The organism is Micromonospora sp. WMMB482 (assembly GCF_019038635.1).
In the GTDB taxonomy this organism is placed as follows: domain Bacteria; phylum Actinomycetota; class Actinomycetes; order Mycobacteriales; family Micromonosporaceae; genus Micromonospora; species Micromonospora marina.
The window spans coordinates 1962314-1982500 of sequence record NZ_JAHOPD010000020.1; the positions used below are offsets into that span (position 1 = coordinate 1962314).

The window sequence follows — 20187 nt, forward strand, 5'->3', positions numbered from 1 at the left end:
ACGGCGGCGGCCCGCGGTGGTCGGCCACCGCGGGCCGTGCTCAACTCAGAAGCACTCCTTGCCCTTGGCGTCGTCGCCCACGTTGACCTTGAGCCGGAGCCCGACCAGGTTGAAGGTCGAAGAAGTGGTGTAGCGGGACACCTGCTTCAGGTCACGGATCGTCACCCGGTCGGAGTTCTGGCCGAACGAGCCCCGCTGCGCCGTCGGGTTGAGGTCGCTGGCGTCGCGGCCGATCCGGATGTTGGTGAAGGTCGCGTTGCCCTCGAGCGAGTCCATCGCGATCACGAGGTCCTTGGCCCTGGCCGGTTCCTTGCCCTCACCGGCGTTGATGGTGAGCACCACCGGCAGGCCGGGCAGGTCGGCGCGGACGGACTGGCAGAGCTTGTACAGCTCGGCGCTGCTGATCTCGGCCATGGCGACCGGCCGCGTCGCGCCGGCCTTGCCGTCCTCGCCCTTCTCGCGGACGATGCCGCCGTACTGCTTGAAGCCCTCGCCCTCCAGGCGGTCGGCGCCGATCTTGAACGTCTGCCCGGACACGGTGATGTCGGAGGCGATGGCGCCCGTCGACATGCCGAACAGGATGGCACCGGCGGCGGCCGTGGTGGGCACGATCATGGCGGCGAACCGCCGCCACCGGGTACGACCCTGGTTGTCGAGCCGATTCTGCACGGGTTCCTCCTCGAACGAATGTGCGCGGCGGCGGTTCCGTACCGGCGGCCCGCGCCGGGCCCGCCCTTCTGTTACCGACGGGTAACGATCGAGCCTGATCGTGCACCCGATGCGGCGTGGCTCACAACCCCCGATTACCCGGCGGTAACACGAGGATGGGACGAGGAGGTGACCGGGCGTCACGAAAGCCCAGCCCAGGCAGGGGGCCGAGGGTGATATGTCTCGCCAAACCGGACATAGATGACGGTGAGCGCGACGGAAAGTCACCGGACATCTCGCCGTTACAATCGAGTAACGAATGTAAAGTACGTTCGCCCGCATGGGAGATCTCCACGACGGAGGGGTGGACCGCGGTGCGGCCCACCCCTCCGTCGTGCTTCCGGCGTACCGGTCAGCGGCGCTCCACCTCACCGGCGCCCGAACGCTGCGCCGGCACCTCGTCGGACCGCCAGTTCGTCGACGCCGGCGGGATCTCGTCGTCGAGCGGGCCGCCCACGGGCTCCTGGTCGACGCGGGTGGGCGTCGGGTCGGAACTCGGCGCGTCCGCCCGGTGCCGGGCGCTGCCGTCACCCTTGGGCCGGGTCACCAGCCACACGCCCGCGATCAGGGCGATCAGGCCGAGCACACCGGCGATGATCGGGCCCCAGACACTGATCAGGCCGATCTTGAAACGGTTGTCCTTCACCGTCTCGATGCTGCGGCTGATCGTGTCGTCGTTGTAGTTGAAGTCCGCGTCCAGCAGCACGGTCGGGGCGCCGGTGTCCGGGCGCAGCTCCTTGTACTGCTGCTCGCGGACCTTGATGTAGGCGCCCGTCACCGGATCGACCCAGACCGTACGGGTGTTGCTGTAGACGATCTGGCCGGTGGTCGCGCCGGGCGCGAACTTGCCCAGCAGCGTCTTGATGCTGTCCTCGGGCGTGTTCAGCGGCTCGTTCTCGATCCGCTGCTCGAAGCGGTACGTCTCCACGCCCTTGATCTTCTCGGTGCCGGTGAACCGCGCCGGGGCCGTCTTCTTCAGGTCGCGGTCGAACACCTGGTAGTCACGCTTGCCGGTGCCGAACGGGAACTTGTAGATCTGGCCGGAGTAACGCACGTTGCCGACCGGGGTCTGCTGCGCGCCGGACTCGTTGAGCCACTGCTCGTCCCACGGCGCTGCCGCGCCGGAGATCCGGTACAGCGCCAGCTCGGTGCTGTACTGGCTGATCACATCCTGGTTGTCGCTGCGCTTGACCGTCTGGAAGACGTTCCAGATGACCGCGTCGCCCTTCAGCTCCTTGGGCAAGCGGTCCTTGGTGTCCTCCGGCTGCGGGATGACCTCGACGCTGGACACGAGATCGGCCTGCGGCACGTCGATGCTCACCCCGCCGGCTTCGGACTTGATCTGTAGGAACCTCGCGCCCTTCGCCTCGGCGACGGACGTCGTTGGTTCCAGGTCATAGGGCAGCTTGGTCACGGCGGGGGCCACGTAGAACGGCAGCCCGGCCGCGAAGACCAGCAACAAGACACCTAGCCCGAAGAGCGCGGCGCCCACGCGAAGCTTCACTCATCCTCCTGTAACCTGCCGCCCTACGGTCTGTCGTCCGGGGCACCCGATCCTTAGCATTGGCGGGAGGTTACTCCCCAGTCACCTGCAAAAGCGACCCCCTGGATGTCCAGATGTCCACAGCCACCACGCCAACAATCCCGGAGCCATCGGTAACGGGCCGTCTTCCCGCCCTCGACGCGCTGCGAGCGATCGGCGCGGTGGCGGTCGTCGGTCACCACGTCGGCTTCCAGACCGCCGTCACCATGAACACCACGTGGGGCGGCTGGCTGGCGCGCCTGGACGTGGGCGTCGCGATCTTCTTCGTGCTCTCCGGGTTCCTGCTGTTCCGGCCGTGGGCGCTCGCTGTCGCCACCGGGCGCCCACGGCCCGGCACCGAGCGGTACTTCTGGCGCCGCGCGCTGCGGATCCTGCCCGCGTACTGGCTGGCGGTGGTGGTCTGCTTCGTCGTCCTGCCCGGCAACCACCCGGTGTCGGCCGGTGACTGGCTGCGTCACCTGACATTCACCCAGATCTACGGGCCGGGCCAGCTCCGCTACGGGCTGAGCCAGACCTGGAGCCTCGCCACCGAGGTGGTCTTCTACCTGCTCCTGCCGCTGCTCGCCGTGCTCGCCGTGGGCCGGACCTGGCGTCCCGTCCGCACCGTGCTGCTCGCCTCCTCCGGGGCGCTGCTGACCCTCGTATGGGTCGCCATGATGGGCGCGGGCTGGCTCGACAATGCGTTGCACACGATGTGGTTCCCCTCGTACGCCGCCTGGTTCGGCGCCGGCATGGCGCTGGCCGCGGCGCACGTGGCCCTGCGTACCGGCACCGCACCGGCCGCCTTCCGCGTGCTCGACGACCTCGCCTCGGCGCCGCTCGCCTGCTGGGGTGCCGCGCTCGCGGTGATGGCGATCGCGACGACGCCGATCGCCGGCCCGCGCGACCTGACCGGCCCGACCGCTGTCGAGTTCGGCACCAAGCTGACGCTCTACCTCGTGATCGCCGCCCTGATCACGATCCCGGTGGCGTTCGGCGGCCGGACCCGGGCGAAGGAGGTCTTCAGCAGCGGTTCGGCGCGCTGGATGGGCCTGGTGTCGTACGGACTGTTCCTGTGGCACCCGCTGGTCATCGAGCTGATCTACCTGCTCGACGACCGGCCGCTGTTCACCGGCGGGTTCCTCAACATCTTCGCCCTGACCATGGTCTTCGGCCTGGCGTACGCCGCGGTCAGCTACTACGGCGTCGAGCGCCCCCTCCAGACCCTCGGCACGCAGCGCCGGCGCCGGCCGGCCGGACGCGGACCGGCGGCGGCGTCACCGGCAGTCCCGGCCACCACGGCGGCCGCCCCGGCCACCACGCCGGACGTCGCAGCGCCCGCCTAGCAGTCACCGGCCGAACACCGAGCGTCATCCGACGACGCCCGGTGGCTCAACGCCGCCGCTCGGGGCATTGCCGGGCGCAAGCCCCAGCCCTTAATGTGACGCGCACCGCTAAATTACTTGAGAGTAGGGTTCGCGTGGAGCGTCGCTTCGGCATGCCCGGACACGTGCTGTTCCTCAACTGGCGAGACACTCGCAACCCCGAGGGCGGCGGTTCCGAGGTGTACGTGGAACGGATCGCCGCCGAGCTGGTGGCGCGCGGATTCCGCGCCACCCTGTTCTGCGCCGCGCACCGCGAGGCTCCCGCCGACGAGGTCGACGAGGCGGGCATCCGGTTCGTCCGGCGCGGCGGCCGGCACACCGTCTACCTCTGGGCGGCGCTCTGCTACCTGGCCGGCGCGTTCGGCCTCGGCCCGCTCGCCGCACGCCGGGGCGGCCGGCCGGACATCCTCGTCGACGTCTGCAACGGCCTGCCGTTCCTCTCCCCGCTCTGGGCCCGGCGCCCGGTGGTCAAGCTGATCCACCACGTGCACCGCGAGCAGTGGCCGGTGGTCCTGCCGCAGTGGGCCGCCCGGTTCGGCTGGTGGGTCGAGTCGTCGCTGGCGGTACGCGTCTACCGGCGGTGCCGGTACGTCACCGTGTCCGAGGCGACCCGGCGCGAACTCGCCACCCTCGGCGTACCGGCGGAGCAGGTCTCGGTGGTCTACAACGGCACGCCGGAGCTGCCCCGTACCGACGCCGGGCGCGCGCCGTTCCCGCTGCTCGTGACGCTGAACCGCCTGGTGCCGCACAAGCGGGTGGAGGTGGCGCTGCGCGCGGTCGCGGCGCTCGCCGACGAGCTGCCCCAGCTCCGCCTGGTGGTCGCCGGGCAGGGCTGGTGGGAGTCGCACCTGCGCGAGGTCGCCGACGAGCTGGACATCACCGACCGGGTCGACTTCCGGGGCTTCGTGACGGAGGAGGAGAAGGCCGCGCTGCTCGCCTCGGCCTGGGTCGCCCTGACGCCGTCGCTCAAGGAGGGCTGGGGGCTGACCATCGTGGAGGCCGGCGCGGCGGGTACGCCCACAGTGGCGTTCCGGGAGGCGGGCGGCGTCGCGGAGGCGGTGGTCGACGGGCGCACCGGCCTGCTGGCCGACGACATCGACGACTACCTGACGAAGGTGCGCACGCTGCTGCGCGACGACGAGATGCGTCGGGAGATGGGCGCTCAGGCCCGGCGGCACGCGGCGAACTTCACCTGGCCGGTGGCGGGGGAACGCTTCGCGACCCTGCTGGAGACCGCGGACTCGCCCCGCCCGGTACAGCGGCGGGGCGACCCGTCCTACCTGTTGCCGTAGACCTCGGGGGCGTACGGGTCCTGCTTCCCGGCCCGCTTGGCCGCCTCCGTGGCGTTACGCGCCTCGGTCGCGGCCTCCTCCGCCGTGGCGGTCGCGGCGGCGGAGAGCCCGCCGAGGGCAAGAACCCCCAGCAACGCCGCCACCAGGCCGGACACGACAAGGGTCAAAGCTCTACGCATGCCATTCCTCCGATGGTGAGACGTGCGAGCGGACGTTACCACGCAGTAGCTCGCCGGCGTAGGGTCGAAAAGGCGGCAGCCATGACCACCAGAACGGCAGTTCCGCACGCGAGCACGACCAGCCGGCGGCCCGCTCCGGCCCGCTGCGGCGGGTCCGACGCGGCCGGGTTCCGGTACAGGCTCAGCGACTCCCCCTCGTACCGGAGGTCGAGACCGGCCAGGACGGCCGGGTCGACTGTGCTCGGCGTCCCGTGCTGCACCAGCACCCAGCCCACGCCGGTGGCCGAGACCGGCTGCCCGTCGGCCAGCACCCGGCGTACCTCGCGCAGGCGCGGATTCTCCCCGGCCACCGCGACGTCGTCGACGACGAGCGTGTCGTCGGTCAGCACGGTCCCCGGCAGGTAGCGGGGGGCCGGGTCCAGCACCACCCGGCCCGGGTTCCACGGATAGGCCCGGTAGGTGGTCAGCGGCAGGGCGAGAACCTCACCGGGGTTCTCGGGCAGGCGCTCGGCGACCGCCTGCCAGTCCGCCGGATAGCGCACCGGGCTGATCCGGCCGACCCCACCGAACGCCAGGTCCGGCATCGCGGCCACCGGCAGGAGCAGCAGCCCGGCCAGCACGATCCCGCCGACCTCCCGGTCGATCCGGGCCACCAGCCGCTCGGCACCCAGCGCCGCGCACACCACCAGCACGAGGGCGTACGGCACGAGGAACTTCTGCCCGTCGCGGAGCAGTCCCGCCCCCGGTACGTGCGCCACCGCCCAGCTCAGCGCCGCGTTCCCGCCGGGCAGCACGGCGAGGGCGGCCAGCAGGTACGCGCCGCCGGCCAGCACGCCCAGCCGTACCGCCGCGCCCGCCGGCAGTCGCCGCCGCAACAGCCCCGCGCCGGCCACGGCCAGGACCACGAGCACCACCGCCGCCAGCGGGGCCAGCGTGGTGGACCGGCTGGCCGGGGTGGCCTGCACGTTCCAGATCCCGCCGGTGCCCGCGAGCGCCACCAGCGGTCCGGCCCAGTTCTCGGCCCGCGCCGCGAACGCCGCCACACCGGCCGGGTCGGACGTGCCGCCCGCGCCGGTGACCAGGGCCGCCACGATCCACGGGGCGTTGAGCAGCGCGACCCCGCCCACCGCGACCGCGGACAGCCGGAGCCGGGCCCGGTCCGCCGCCAGCACCAGCACCGTCGCCAGCGCGATCAGACCGCCGGTCGGCGTGATCGCGGCGGGCGCGGCGAACAGCACCACCCGGGCGAGCGCGCCGTCGCGCCCCGCCCGCAGGTCCAGCGCCGCCCGCACCAGCCAGGGCAGCGCGGCGTACGCCAGCAGCAGCCCCCACTGCCCGATCAACAGCCGCTCGGCCAGGTACGGCGTCCACGCGTACGCCACGGCGCCGACCAGTCGCACCGCACGCCGCCGCGTCGGCACCAGCCGTCCGGCGCCCACGGCGGCGAACAGGACAGCCCCGGCCAGCGCCACCCGCTGCACCACCCAGCCCGGCACGAACTGGGTCACCAGCGAGACCAGCGCGTCCATCGGCACCGCCCGGGGCAGGCTCTGCGCCGGGGCCACGAGATCCCAGCTCAGCGGCTGCCGGGGGACGAACACCATGTCGTACCGCAGCGCGTAGCCCGGCGCCGCCAGCGGAGCCAGGACCAGCGCGGTGACGACGACCGCCACGAGGTACAGCGGCAGTGTCTCCCGCCACCGCCGGACCGCGGAACCGCCGGCCTCGGCGGGACGTCCGCTCATTACGGCTTCGGCACCGCCCGGCCGATGGTGACCAGGTTGGTGCACAGCCGGACGTCCGGCGTGTTCAACGTCAGCTCGACCGCGGACCCGGCGCCCTCCAGCATGAAGAACAGGTCGTTGAGCCCTTCCTTGAGCGTGATCTCGCGGGTCGCCTCGCCGAGCTTGAACACCGCGGTCGAGTCACCGGAGCTGACGTAGCCGAAGTGCACCACGTACGGCCACTCCACCAGATAGCCGTCCATCGGGATGCGGGCGGTCCGGCCGCCCTCGGCCAGGTGCCCGCAGCCCTCCACGGTGCCGGGCGCGACCTTGCGACCCTCGACCACGACCGGACGGATCCGGCCGTTCTCGTCGAACGTCGACGGCTTCTCGCTCATCGTCACGAACGTCGGCCGGCGCTCGGCCGGGCGGAAGAAGTGGGACTGGAGGTTGTCCGGCCAGAAGTACCCGGCGACGACCCGGTCCGGGACGACAGTGTCGAAGAAGACGGTGCCGGGCGGCGCGGCGGCCAGCTCGGCCTGCGTGGTGGCCAGGTAGTCCCGCCCGTGCTTGGTGCTCCAGTTGTCGCCGAACCGCGCGGTGCTCCACAGCGTCCCCACCCCGATGGTCGCCAGCAGCACGATCATCGAGACCAGACCGACGGCGAAGGCGCCCGGCTCCCGCAGGGCTGTCGGCAGCGGCCACGCGGAGACGTCGTCCTCGTCGTTGTCCTTCATCCCGAGCAGCGCCACCCCGACGCAGATCGCGGCCACCAGCACCACGTCCGCGACGTACCGGGGGACGACGCCGACCAGCGGCCCCAGCGGTCCGCCGAGCCTGGTCACCGCGAACAGCGCGGCGACCAGGCCGAGGTAGCAGGCGAGCAGGAGCCAGGCCCGCCCGGCGGACGGCCGCCGCCGCACGGTGACCACGATCAGCGCCGCGAGCACCGCCCAGGACAGCCACTTGGCGATGTCGTACGGGTCGGACAGCGGCGGCCCGTCACCGGCGTACGTCCAGCGCCACGGCCCGCCGAGCAGGCCCGGCACCATCGTGTCGCCGACCAGGTCGCTCAGGAAGGAGAAGACCTGCCCGACCGAGGTGGGCTCGTCCAGCCCCCGGGCCGGACGGGTCAGGTAGTACGCCAGGTACGCCCCGGACAGCACGGTGAGCATCAGCCACGCCGGCCAGAACCGCACGACTGTGGTCACCAGGCTGCGCCACGCGCGGCCCTTGGTGAACAGGAACGCGGTCAGCAGGAACAGCAGCGGCACGATCAGCAGCGCCTTGGTGTCGAAGAGCAGGCCGAACACGACCCAGAGCGCGACCAGGACGAGGTGCCGCCTCCGGCCGGTACGCACGTACCGGACCTGGGCCGCCACCGCGAGGACCAGGGCGAGCTGCGGCGGCAGCACGAGCAGCCCGACCAGCCACAGCGACGACACCTCGAGCGTCAGCGGGCTGAACAGGAACAGGCTCAGCGGGACCAGCAGCCCCCAGCCGGGCCGCAGCAGGTCACGGAGCAGCCGGTAGAGGGCGATCCCCACCGCCGCCTGCCCGGCCGCCAGCAGCAGGATCCACGGCCAGCCGGCGAAACCGGCGACCCGGACCATCACCCACGCGACCGCCAGCCCGCCCGGCATGAGGTGGTTGTTGAACGTGCCCAGCAGGTAGTCCGGGTCCAGCCGGGTGTCGAGCACCTGCGCGGCGATGACGAACTCGTCCTGCGAGAACCAGCCACGGGCGGCCAGCCCGGCGCGCGACGCGACGGACACGACGATGAGCGCGATCGCGACCGCGCGGACCCGGTCGGCGCGTATCCAACGACCGATCGGTCCGGGTCCGTCGTCCTCCGCGCCGACGGCTGCCGGATGCGTCTCGGCCGCTGCTTGTGGCATTGACATGGTCGGCAGCCTGCCACACGCTTACACGCCGTGGGGACGGCCGTTCTCCTGATAAAGCCCTGCAGCCCCCAGGTCGCCGCTGCGCGTCCGGTCCGGATAACGTCGCGCGACACGCGTCATGTTGCAGGTGCGCGTACGGCCGGCGGAGACAGGAGCCGAAATGCGTGCGGACGGGACGACAACGTCGCCGACGGGGACGGACATCCCCGCCCGGGAGACCGGCCGTGCCCGGCAGACGGCGCGACGGTTCCGGCACCTGACGATCTGCCTCGCGCTCACCGCCCTCGCGTTCCAGCAGGCCCCGGGGCAGGTGGTCCCGGACACCAAGGTCGACCTCAACGTCAATCCGGCCGGGTGGCTGCTGCGCTCGCTGCACCTCTGGGATCCCACCGGCACGTTCGGCCAGCTCCAGAACCAGGCATACGGATATCTCTGGCCGATGGGCCCGTTCTTCCTGTTCGGGACGGAACTGGGCATCGCGCCGTGGATCGTCCAGCGGTTGTGGTGGGCGCTGCTGTTCTGCGTCGCGTACCTCGGTGTGGTGCGGCTGGCGGGCCGGCTCGGCATCGGCAGTCCCGCCGGCCGGATGATCGCCGGTGTCGCGTTCGCACTGTCCCCGCGCATCCTGACCCAGCTCGGCTGGTCGTCGGTGGAGTCCTGGCCCAGCGCCGTCGCGCCGTGGGTGCTCATCCCGCTCGTGGGGCTCGCCCGGGGCGCCCGGCTGCGCCGCGCGGTCGCCGGGTCGGCGGTCGCCGTGGCCTGCGCGGGCGGCGTCAACGCCACCGCCGTCGCCGCCGTGGTGCCGCTCGCCCTGCTCTGGCTCGCCACGCTCCGGCCCCTGCGCCGCCGCGTCACCGCCCTCGCGGCCTGGTGCGGCGCGGTCGCCCTGGCCACCGCGTGGTGGCTGATCCCGCTGCTGGTCCTCGGGCGGTACAGCCCGCCCTTCCTGGACTACATCGAGACCGCCCGTAACACCACGAGCGTCACCGACGCGGTGACGACGCTGCGCGGCGCCTCCTACTGGGTCGCGTACCTGGCCTCCCCGTTCGGCGCGACCATCCCGGCCGGCGCGCGGCTGGCGAACGACACGCTGCTCGTCGTGGCCACCCTGGCGGTGGCCGCGCTCGGGGTGCTCGGCCTGTCGCGGCGCGGGATGCCGCACCGGCGGTTCCTCATCACCGGCCTGCTCCTCGGCGTCGCGCTCGTCGGGCTCGGGCACACCGGCGACCTGCCGAACATCCTCGCCGGGCCGCAGCAGCAGTTCCTCGACGGCATCGGCGCCCCGCTGCGCAACGTGCACAAGTTCGACGTGCTGCTCCGCCTGCCGCTGGCGCTCGGTCTGGCGCACCTGGTCAGCCTCGCCGTACGCGCCGCCCGGACCGCGCCCGAGCAGCGCCGTGGCCGTGCCACGGCCCGGGCCTGGCTCACCGCCGGCACGGCGATGGTCGCGGTCGCGGGCGTCGCCTCACCGGCGCTCGCCGGTGGCCTCGCCACGCCGGGCGCGGTGAAGGACGTGCCCGGCTACTGGCACGAGGCGACCGGCTGGCTGGACGCGAACACCGGCCGCGGGCGCGTGCTCGTCGTCCCCGGCGCGCGCTTCCCCGCGTACGACTGGGGCAGCACCACCGACGAGATCGCCCAGCCGCTGCTGGACAGCCGGTGGGCGGTCCGCAACGCCATCCCGTTCACCCCGCCCGCCACGATCCGGCTGCTGGACGCGATCGAGTCGACGCTCGCCACCGGCGCCGGCTCGGCCGGCCTGGCCGATCTGCTCGCCCGCTCCGGGATCAGCCACGTCCTGTTCCGCGCCGACCTCGACCACGGCCGCTCGGACACGGCCCGCCCGGCGGTCGTGCGGCAGGCGCTGGAACGCTCGCCCGGCCTGACCCGCGTCGTGTCGTTCGGCCCGGTACGCGGCGGCTCCGACGACCCGGACGAGTTCCGCGACCAGGGTCTCGACGTGCCCGGACCGGCGCTTGAGGTGTACCGGGTGGACCGGGCAGTCCAGCCGGTGGTCGCGTACGACCGCGACGACGTGACCACCGTCGTCGGCGGTCCCGAGTCGCTGCTCGACCTGGCCGCCTCGGGCCAGCTCGGCGCCGCGCCCACAGTCCTGGCCGGCGACGCGAAGGCCGACGGGACCACCGGGCGGGTCGTGCTGACCGACGGGCTGCGCCGGCGCGACGTCTCGTTCGGCCGGCTGCGCGACAACTCCTCCCAGACGCTCACCGCCGACGACACCTTCACGGTGTCCGCGCCCGCGCACGACTACCTGCCCGACTGGGGGCCGGAGTGGTCGACGGTCGCCCGCTTCGAGGGCATCAGCGGGATCCGCGCCTCGACCGCCCGCTCGCAGATCGACGCGATCGGCGGGGCCCGACCCGAATATCAGCCGTACGCCGCGATGGACGGGAACACCGCCACATCCTGGCGGTCGGCGCCGCACTCGGACAGCGACAAGCAGTGGATCGAGGTGAACCTGGCGAACCCGACCCGGGTCACCCGGGTCGAGGTGTGGTTCGACCTCAAGGCCGACGCCCTGCCCACCACAGTCACCGTGACCGCCGGGTACGAGAGCCGCACCGTCGAACAGTTCGGCGACCACATGGTCTTCGAGCTGCAGGGCGTCCACGCCACCCGCAAGGTCGAGGTCTCCGTCGACGCCGCGTTCGACCTGCGCCCGCTCGGCGACAAGTCGGTGGGCATCGCCGAGATCAAGATTCCCGGCGTCGAGACCGGCCGGACCCTCCAGCTGCCCGCCGCCCCCGCCACCGACCAGCCGGCCGGCGTCGTCGTGTCGGCGGCCCCGACCACTCCCGCCTGCTTCACAGTCGACGGCCGGCCGCGCTGCTCCACCGACGCGATCCGCGGCTCGGAGGACGGCTCCACCATCGACCGCACCTTCACCCTGCCGGTGGCCGGGACGTACGACGCGAAGCTGTGGGCGCGGCCGACCCCCGGCCCGGAGCTGAACGCCGCCCTGGACGAGCTGGTCGCCGAGGCCCAGCCGTTGCGCCTCGCGCCGCAGGTCACCGCGTCCTCGACGGCAGTGCCCGACCCGGCCGGCCGGCCCGGCGCGGTCCTCGACGGCGACCCCGCCACGAGCTGGTCACCGGCGCTCAACGACGAGGCGCCGATCCTGCGCCTCACCTGGCTCGAACCGCAGGTCATCAGCCGGATCCGCTTCACCGTCGAGGAGGGGACCGCGGCTACCCGGCTCGGCAGTGTCCGGGTGGTCGGCAACGACGGGTTCCGCAGCAACCTGCTCACCGGCGACGGCGTGCTCACGCTCGACCCGCCGATGCGGACCGACTCGATCACCATCCAGTTCCTGGACAAGCCGTCCGCCACCAGCACCGACCCGTACGGCCTGCGGCTGCCCGAGCCGCTGCCCGTCGCGGTCGGCGAGGTGGCGGTCCTGCCCCTCGGGACCACAGTCGCGCCCCGTCCGGAGACGCCGTTGAAGCTGGCGTGCGGCTCCGGCCCGACGCTCCAGGTCGGCGCGTCCCGGATCACCACCACGCTCACGGGCACCGTCCGCGACCTGCTGGAGATGCGCGAGATGCCGGTCACCGCCTGCGGCCGGAACACGCCCCGGCAGCTCGACCTGGGCAGCGGCGAGCACCGCGTCGTCACCGCGGCGGGCACACTCGCCACCGCCACCCGCGTCGCGCTGGCGCCACGGACCGCGACGCCCGCCGCGGAGGCCACCGCCGGGGACATCGAGGTGGGTTCCTGGTCGGCCACCGAGCGGCGGGTACGGGTGTCCGAGCACCCCGTCGACCGGGTGCTCGCGGTCCGGGAGAACACAAACACCGGCTGGCAGGCGACCGTCGGCGGCAAGACGCTCACCCCGCTCGTGGTGGACGGCTGGCAGCAGGGCTGGATCCTTCCGGCAGGTGTCTCCGGCGACGTGGTGCTGCGCTTCACGCCGGACACCCCGTACCGGATGGGTCTGCTGCTCGGCGGCGTCCTGCTGGCGGTGGTGGTCCTGCTCGCGGTGCTGCCCGATCGCCGGCCCGCGGGGGATCGCGCGGTCGCCGTCGCACCGGCGGCCCGGCGACGGCTCATCCGCTCGCTGCCGCTGCTCGCGGTCGGCGCCGCCGCGCTCGTGCTCCACAGCGGTCTGATCGGTGGCCTGCTGGTGGCGGCGGGCTTCATGCTCGCCGTACCCGGGCCGCGCCGCCTGCCCTGGACCGCCGACCCCCGGCGGGTCAGGAGGATCGCCCGGGCCGCCGAGACGTGGCTTCCCGGCGCGTTCGTGGCGCTGGCCGGATGGGTCCACCTGGAGTCGGGCGACCGGCACACCGACGCGCTGCCGCAACTCCTGACGGTCGCCGCCCTGGGCGCGCTCTGGCTCTCCACGACCGCCCGCCGACGGCCCGTACGCCGGATCAGACCGGCGGTCCCGGTCGTGCCGCGCCCACGGGCGCCGGAGGCGGACGGGCAGCCGACCGGCGTCCTCGCCCTCGCCGGGGCGGTCGCCACCCCCGCCGCCCTCGCCCGTCCGGACACGGGTCCAGGCGCGGGTCCGGACCGACGGCCGGACCGCGACGCCGAGCCGGGCGCGGCCCACCACCCCGGACCGGGTCCGGACCAGGACGCGAACCGAGAGCCGGACCGCGATACCGAGCCGGCCACGGGCCCAGCGCCGGACGGCGAGGCCGAGCCGGCCACGGACCGCGGGCCGGACGGTGGGGCCGCGCCGGATCCGGACCGGGATGCGGGCGTGGAGGGTCGGGTCGAGCCGGGCTCGGACGGGCGGCCGGCACCGGACGCCGCGCCCGGCACCGGCGGCGTCCCGGTGTCCCGCGTCTCGGAGATCACGTGAGCGAGAGCCGGCCGGACCTGGAGCCGGCGGACGGCCGGCGAACCGGGCTGGGAGCGGCCGGTGTCGCCGTCACGCTCGCCGGTGTCCTGGTGAACGCTCTGGCCTACCTGGTGCCGGTGCTCGCCGCCCGGAAGCTCGACGCGGACGACCTCGGCGCGCTCGCCACCGCCCTCGGCCTGGTGGCCATCGCCGGGGTGCCGGGGCTCGGCCTGCAACTCGCGGTCGCCGTGCACCACGCCCGGCACGGCCCGTCCGACACCCGGCGGCTCACCGTGCTGACGGCCGCCCTGTGCGCGGGGGCGCTGCTGGTGGCGACACCGGTGCTGGTCGCCGCGCTGGACCTGCCGGCGGTGGTACCCGCGCTGCTGGCGGTCACGACGGCCTCGGTGGTGCTCTCGTCGCGTTCGCTCGGCGAGTTGCAGGGCGGTCAGCGCTTCCTGCGGCTCGCCGCCGCGATGGCACTGCTGGCCGCCGCCCGATACGGCGGGGTGATCGCAGGGCTGCTGCTCGGCGCGGGCCTGACCGGCGCGCTCGGGCTCGGTGCGCTCACCGCCGCGCTGGCACCCCCGACGCTGGCCTGGCTCACCGGTACGCCCAGGCGTCCGTCGGCCGCCCCGCGCCTGACCGTCGCCCAGGTGACCGCCGGGTGCGGAGCGACGCTGGCGATGCTCGTCGTCTCCTACGCCGACCTGCTGCTGGCCCGCCAGCTGCTGCCGCCGTCGGGCTCCGGGGCGTACTCGGTGGGAACGGTCCTGACCAAGGGCGCGCTGTGGGCGCCGCAGGTCGCCGCCGTCCTCGCCCTGCCGCGCCTGGCCCGCGGGGACCGCCGCAGCCGCACCGTCGCGCTCGCGGTGACTGGTGCCTGCGGTCTGGTCCTGGTGGGCGCGTCGACAGTCGCCGGCGGGCTGGCCTTCCGGCTCGTCGGCGGACCCGACTACACCGCGCTCGGCCGGTACGCGCCGCTGTTCGCCGCCGTCGGCGCGCTCTACGCGGTGACGTTCGTGCTGCTCAACGACCGTCTCGCCGGGGGCGTCAGGTGGGCGGCGGCACCGCTGTGGCTGGGCACCGGCGCGCTGGTGACTGTTGCCGTGATCGTGCGCCCGCGTACCGTCGGCGGTCTGGTCGTCGCAGCCCTCGCCACGGCCGCCGTCACGACACTGCTGATGGCCGTGCCGGGGCGTCAGCGCCCAGCCAGTCACCCAGCAACAGGTGATCGATCGAGTCCACCCGGCCCAGCGACCGACCGGACGCGATCCGCTCCCGCAACTCCGACCGGGTGAACCAGCGCGCCTCCAGCAGCTCCACCCCGTCGACGCGGACCTGCTCCGAGGTGGCGACGGCCCGGAAACCCACCATCAGGCCCGCGGGGAACGGCCACGCCTGCGACCCCTGGTAGGTCACGTCGGTGACGGTCACCCCCGCCTCCTCCGCCAGCTCCCGGCGGACCGCGTCCTCCAGGCTCTCACCGACCTCGACGAAACCGGCGAGCGTCGAATAGGCCCCCTCGGCCGCGCCCGCATGCCGGGCCAGCAGGCAGCGCCCCGGCGGGCCGGGCGCCTCGACGAGCACGATGACGGCCGGCTCGATCCGGGGGAACAGCAGTCGCCCGCACTCCGCGTCCGCGCAGGTCCGGACGTGTCCGCCGCCGCCGGCCACCGCCGCCGCGCCGCACGCGCCGCAGTAACGCTGCTGCCGGTGCCACAGCAGCAACCCCCGGGCGTACGCCTGGACGGCCGCACCGGCCGGGTCGAGCCGGCCGGCCAGCGCCCGCAGGTCGACCGCCCGCGTCGCGGCGGCCGCCTCCACGGCGGCCGGCTCGGCCAGCTCGGAGAGGTCGACGGCGAAGACCGCGGCGTCCCCGTCGACCCCGAGGAAGACGGTCTCGCCCGCGGCGGCCCGGACAGCCGACGCACGTTCCCCGGTGAGCCGGACCGGGCCGTCCCCGTCGACCAGGCAGCGGTCGCGCCACAACGGCAGCACGACGCTCGCCGGGTCGGTCAGCCGCTCGGCCAGCCAGTCCGCGTCGGCACGCCGCGCCGCCGCCCGGTCCAGCCATCCACCGCCGTACGCCGGCACCCGATCCTGTGTCCGCACCAGTTCACCGTGCCACGATCCCCGGCGCGGCACGGCCCCGAAACGGGTGATCGGTGCGACACCGGCGGGCAACCGACACGACCGCCGGACCGGACACTCCCGGCGGGCCCGAGCGTTGGTTACCGTAGGTGTCTCCCGCGGGGGAAGCGGTCCCCGCGTGTACTTCCGATCGAGGTTGCAGTGACGATGTACGGCGAGAAGATGCCGGCTGCCGACGACCGTCCCACCATCAAGGTGGCGGCGGTGAGTTGGCCCGGCGTCGAGATGGAGCCGGTCGCCACACCACCCGGAGGCGGCGCGGCCAAGCCCGCACGCTCGCGACGGGCCCGGCTGCTGCTGGCCGGAGGGATCGTCGCGGCCGTGCTCGCCGCCGGTGTGGGCCTGGGCGCCTACGCCTACGCCGGTGACGTGCCCCGCGGCACCACGGTGCTCGGCACCGAGCTGGGCGGGCGGAGTCGCGCGGAGGCGGCCCAGGCGCTCCGCGCCGAGCTGGAACGCCGGGCCGACACGTTGAACGCCCCGCTCGCGGTCACAGTCGGTGAGAACAAGGCCGAGCTGAAGCCGTCCGAGGTGGGGCTCGCCATCGACGTGGACGCGACGGTGGCGGCGGCCGCCGAGGCCGACGCGCACGCGGTGAGCCGGCTCGTCGGCTCCCGGACGGTCGAGCCGGTGGTCACGGTCGACCAGGCCAAGCTGGGGCGGCCCTGCGCAAGGTGATGGGCGCACAGGGGCGTGAGATGACCATGCCCGCGATCATCTGGACCGGGACCACACCGAAGCCGGTCTACCCGAAGCCGGCGCTGACGATCGACACCGACGGCGCCACCGCTGTGGTGAAGACCGGCTGGCTGGCCGCCGAGCCGGTCACCGTGCCGCTCGTCGAGAAGTGGCCGGCCACCACCCGCGAGGAGGTGGACCGCCTCGTCGCCGAGCTGGCCCGGCCCGCGGTGGCCGCACCGGTCACGCTCACGACCGATGGCGGCTCGGTCTCCATCCCGCCCGCCGCCATCGCCCGGTCGTTGCGCTTCTCCGCCGACGACGCCGGCACGCTGACCCCGAAGGTCGACGTCAATCGGCTGCGTACCGCACTCGACGACCGGCTGACGAAGCTCGAGGTCGAGCCGCGGGACGCCGGGTTGACCATCAGCGGCGGCAAGCCGAAGGTGCTGCCCAGCAAGCTTGGGCGCCAGGTCGACGCCGCCGCGCTCGGCCCGGCGTTGCTCGCGGTGCTGCCGAAGACCGAGGGCCGTACGGTGACCGCCGAGCTGAAGCCGGCCGCCCCCGAGCTGACCGAGGCGGAACTGGCGAAGCTCGGCATCAAGGAGCGGGTGTCGACGTTCACCACCCGATTCACCGGCGGCCTCTCGTCGCCGCGCAGCCAGAACATCGTCCGGGCGGCGAAGGACGTGGACGGCGCTCTGGTGAAGCCGGGCGAGACGTTCTCGCTCAACGGGCACACCGGCGAACGCGGCTACGACCAGGGGTACAAGGACGCGCCGACGATCGTCGGCGGCAAGCTGGTGCCTGGTGTCGGCGGCGGTGTCTCCCAGTTCACCACCACCCTGTTCAACGCCTCCTACTACGCCGGGCTGGAGGACGTCGAGCACAAGCCGCACTCGTTCTACTTCAGCCGCTACCCGGCGGTGATCGAGTCGACCATCTACTGGCCGCACCTCGACTTCAAGTTCCGGAACAACACGCCGTACGGCGTCCTGATCGACACGTCGTACACGTCCAGCTCGATCACCGTCTCGATCTGGAGCACCAAGATCTACGACAGTGTGAAGACCGAGTACGGGCCGCGCCGCGACATCACCCAGCCGAAGACGGTCTACCTGACGCCGGGCCCGACCTGCATCGCCGCCGCCGGCGCTGTCGGGTTCGCCCAGGACGCGTACCGGGTCATCAAGAAGGACGGCGAGGTGTTCAAGCGGGAGAAGTTCAGCTGGCGCTACGACGCCGAGCCGCGCTTCATCTGCGCCCCGAAGCCGGGCGACGACTGATCCACGAGACGCAGAAAGGCCCCGCCGGACACGCCCGGCGGGGCCTTTCCCATGTTGCTCACGGGCGTGCCGCGGCCAGCCCTTGGCGTACGCCGTCGGCGTCCCGGTCGGTGCCGTAGACGGGGGTGTCCGGCTGCTGCCGCCAGCTCTCGTCCAGCGTGCCCGCGTCGACCGGGTCGAAGCCCAGCTCGTCCACCAGCCCCATCACGATCCGCTTGGCGTCCGCGTCGTCACCGGCCACCGGCAGCGCGATCCGGCCCGCCGTACCCGCCGGCTTACCCTCGTCCATCAGGTGCGCGGCCTGGATGTTGTTGAAGACCTTCACCACCCGCGCGCCCTTGAGGTGGTCAGCGGTCCAGCGGCTGGAGCTGAGGCTGCGGTCCAGCAGCTCGGCGATGTCACCGTCGCGCTGGGGGTAGTAGTTGTTGGCGTCGACCACCAGCTTGCCGTCGAAGAGCGCCGCCGGGAGCTGCGGCACCGCCTTCAGCGGGATCGCGATGACCACCAGCTCGGCGTCCCGCACGGCGTCCTCCACCGGCACCGCCCGGGCGCCGGTCTCGGCGGCGAGGTCGGCGAGGCTCTGCGGCCCGCGGGAGTTGGCCACCGCGACGTCGTGACCGAGTGAACGCAGACGACGGGTGAGGGTGCCCCCGATGTGCCCCGACCCGATGATTCCGATCTCCATGCTCACTCCTGTACCCCGTGCGGTCGGACCCGATCACGGTCCCGGCGTACGACACGTCACTTTTCTCGCCGCCGAGCCGGCGGGCGAGCGTGCGTCGACGGTCCCGGCTCGACGGTACGAGACTGACGCGGCCGTCGTGGTGATTCCCGTCGGCCGACCCGAATCCGGGGCGCTGTGGTCTGGGAGCGCCCAGGCCCGCCAGTTCGGGGAGGTGGCTGGGTCCAGGGCAGTCCGTTGCCACCACTTCGGGGTAGTGGTGACCGGTTCGCCTGCTTGTGCCAGCGGGTTGGCCGGCTTTTTGTGGGGCACGCAATTCAGGGCCACCCCGTGTGGGGTGGCCCTGAATTGAAAGGTTGTCCGGCGGTGTCCTACTCTCCCACACCCTCCCGAGTGCAGTACCATCGGCGCTGGAGGGCTTAGCTTCCGGGTTCGGAATGTTGCCGGGCGTTTCCCCTCCGCCATGACCGCCGTAACTCTATGAACATGTCAACCAACCCATCGGTGGGTGGTGGTTTGTTCAGAGTTGCACAGTGGACGCGTAGCAGCTTGGTAGTCAAGTCCTCGGCCTATTAGTACCGGTCAACTGAACCCGTTACCGGGCTTACATTTCCGGCCTATCAACCCAGTCGTCTAGCTGGGGGCCTTACCCCACAATGTGGGTGGGATACCTCATCTTGAAGCGAGCTTCCCGCTTAGATGCTTTCAGCGGTTATCCCTTCCGAACGTAGCTAACCAGCCGTGCCCCTGGCGGGACAACTGGCACACCAGAGGTTCGTCCGTCCCGGTCCTCTCGTACTAGGGACAGCCCTTCTCAAGTATCCTACGCGCACGGCGGATAGGGACCGAACTGTCTCACGACGTTCTAAACCCAGCTCGCGTACCGCTTTAATGGGCGAACAGCCCAACCCTTGGGACCTGCTACAGCCCCAGGATGCGACGAGCCGACATCGAGGTGCCAAACCATCCCGTCGATATGGACTCTTGGGGAAGATCAGCCTGTTATCCCCGGGGTACCTTTTATCCGTTGAGCGACACCGCTTCCACATGCCAGTGCCGGATCACTAGTCCCGACTTTCGTCCCTGCTCGACCTGTCAGTCTCACAGTCAAGCTCCCTTGTGCACTTGCACTCAACACCTGATTGCCAACCAGGCTGAGGGAACCTTTGGGCGCCTCCGTTACCCTTTAGGAGGCAACCGCCCCAGTTAAACTACCCACCAGACACTGTCCCTGAACCGGATAACGGTCCGAAGTTAGATACCCAAATCAACCAGAGTGGTATTTCAAGATTGCCTCCACCCATACTGGCGTATGGACTTCACCGGCTCCCACCTATCCTACACAAGCTAATTCAGATACCAATGTCAAGCTATAGTAAAGGTCCCGGGGTCTTTCCGTCCTGCCGCGCGTAACGAGCATCTTTACTCGTACTGCAATTTCGCCGGGCCTGTGGTTGAGACAGTGGGGAAGTCGTTACGCCATTCGTGCAGGTCGGAACTTACCCGACAAGGAATTTCGCTACCTTAGGATGGTTATAGTTACCACCGCCGTTTACTGGCGCTTAAGTTCTCCGCTTCGCCCTTGCGGGCTAACAGGTCCCCTTAACGTTCCAGCACCGGGCAGGCGTCAGTCCATATACATCGAATTACTTCTTCGCATGGACCTGTGTTTTTAGTAAACAGTCGCTTCCCCCTGCTCTCTGCGGCCATACAACGCTCCACCCGCGCGGGGCTTCACGTCTCCGGCCCCCCTTCTCCCTAAGTTACGGGGGCAATTTGCCGAGTTCCTTAACCACAGTTCGCCCGATCGCCTCGGTATTCTCTACCTGACCACCTGTGTCGGTTTGGGGTACGGGCCGCTCA

The 20187-nt window shown here is 72.0% G+C and carries 10 protein-coding genes, 2 rRNA genes and 2 pseudogenes (1 of these 14 running past the window's edge); 5 read left to right on the forward strand and 9 right to left on the reverse strand.

Going from position 1 to position 20187, the window contains the following annotated elements; translation table 11 throughout:
- Positions 1-45: 45 nt before the first annotated feature.
- Together KSK32_RS10155 and KSK32_RS10160 are read right to left on the reverse strand one after the other, a co-directional pair.
- Positions 46-669: a DUF6230 family protein gene (locus tag KSK32_RS10155; RefSeq protein ID WP_216930705.1), complete on the reverse strand. Its 624-nt coding sequence runs from the start codon at positions 667-669 to the stop codon at positions 46-48.
- A 391-nt stretch (positions 670-1060) separates the two neighbouring features.
- Positions 1061-2212, reverse strand: coding sequence for a DUF3068 domain-containing protein (locus KSK32_RS10160; RefSeq protein WP_216930707.1), 1152 nt, complete (start codon positions 2210-2212; stop codon positions 1061-1063).
- Positions 2213-2325: 113 nt separating this feature from the next.
- On the opposite strand from KSK32_RS10160, the gene KSK32_RS10165 reads away from it, so the two are divergent.
- A complete protein-coding gene (locus KSK32_RS10165) occupies positions 2326-3576 on the forward strand; it encodes an acyltransferase (protein WP_216930709.1) in 1251 nt (416 codons plus the stop codon).
- A 152-nt stretch (positions 3577-3728) separates the two neighbouring features.
- The gene (locus KSK32_RS10170) at positions 3729-4907 is read left to right on the forward strand and encodes a glycosyltransferase family 4 protein (protein ID WP_216935972.1); all 1179 of its coding nucleotides are present in this window, start codon (positions 3729-3731) and stop codon (positions 4905-4907) included.
- Here the strand turns inward: KSK32_RS10170 and KSK32_RS10175 are convergent.
- The 3 genes from KSK32_RS10175 to KSK32_RS10185 are packed head-to-tail and all read right to left on the reverse strand — an operon-like array spanning position 4892 to position 8714.
- The gene (locus tag KSK32_RS10175; RefSeq protein ID WP_091425994.1) at positions 4892-5086 is read right to left on the reverse strand and encodes a hypothetical protein; all 195 of its coding nucleotides are present in this window, start codon (positions 5084-5086) and stop codon (positions 4892-4894) included. The genes KSK32_RS10170 and KSK32_RS10175 overlap by 16 nt on opposite strands.
- 35 nt (positions 5087-5121) lie before the next feature.
- The gene (locus tag KSK32_RS10180; RefSeq protein WP_216930711.1) at positions 5122-6831 is read right to left on the reverse strand and encodes a DUF3367 domain-containing protein; all 1710 of its coding nucleotides are present in this window, start codon (positions 6829-6831) and stop codon (positions 5122-5124) included.
- The gene (locus KSK32_RS10185) at positions 6831-8714 is read right to left on the reverse strand and encodes a hypothetical protein (RefSeq protein WP_254187000.1); all 1884 of its coding nucleotides are present in this window, start codon (positions 8712-8714) and stop codon (positions 6831-6833) included. The genes KSK32_RS10180 and KSK32_RS10185 overlap by 1 nt, the downstream gene beginning before the upstream one ends.
- 160 nt (positions 8715-8874) lie before the next feature.
- Between KSK32_RS10185 and KSK32_RS10190 the strand changes: the two genes are divergently transcribed.
- Together KSK32_RS10190 and KSK32_RS33295 are read left to right on the forward strand one after the other, a co-directional pair.
- Complete coding sequence (locus tag KSK32_RS10190) at positions 8875-13545, forward strand: alpha-(1->3)-arabinofuranosyltransferase (protein WP_216930713.1); 4671 nt, start codon at positions 8875-8877, stop codon at positions 13543-13545.
- A complete protein-coding gene (locus KSK32_RS33295) occupies positions 13542-14825 on the forward strand; it encodes a lipopolysaccharide biosynthesis protein (RefSeq protein WP_374226703.1) in 1284 nt (427 codons plus the stop codon). The genes KSK32_RS10190 and KSK32_RS33295 overlap by 4 nt, the downstream gene beginning before the upstream one ends.
- On the opposite strand, the pseudogene nudC reads toward KSK32_RS33295, so the two are convergent.
- Positions 14716-15639: pseudogene (gene nudC, locus KSK32_RS10195) on the reverse strand (NAD(+) diphosphatase); the annotation flags it as partial. The gene KSK32_RS33295 and the pseudogene nudC overlap by 110 nt on opposite strands.
- Positions 15640-15825: 186 nt before the next feature.
- Here nudC and KSK32_RS10200 point away from each other — a divergent pair.
- Positions 15826-17642, forward strand: a pseudogene (locus KSK32_RS10200) (VanW family protein).
- Positions 17643-17700: 58 nt separating this feature from the next.
- Here the strand turns inward: KSK32_RS10200 and KSK32_RS10205 are convergent.
- From KSK32_RS10205 to KSK32_RS10215, 3 genes are all read right to left on the reverse strand, one after another.
- Positions 17701-18327, reverse strand: coding sequence for an NADPH-dependent F420 reductase (locus KSK32_RS10205; protein WP_216930716.1), 627 nt, complete (start codon positions 18325-18327; stop codon positions 17701-17703).
- 355 nt (positions 18328-18682) lie between these two features.
- Positions 18683-18799 (reverse strand): 5S ribosomal RNA (gene rrf, locus KSK32_RS10210).
- Positions 18800-18876: 77 nt separating this feature from the next.
- Positions 18877-20187: ribosomal RNA gene (locus tag KSK32_RS10215) — 23S ribosomal RNA — on the reverse strand (it continues 1797 nt past the right edge of the window).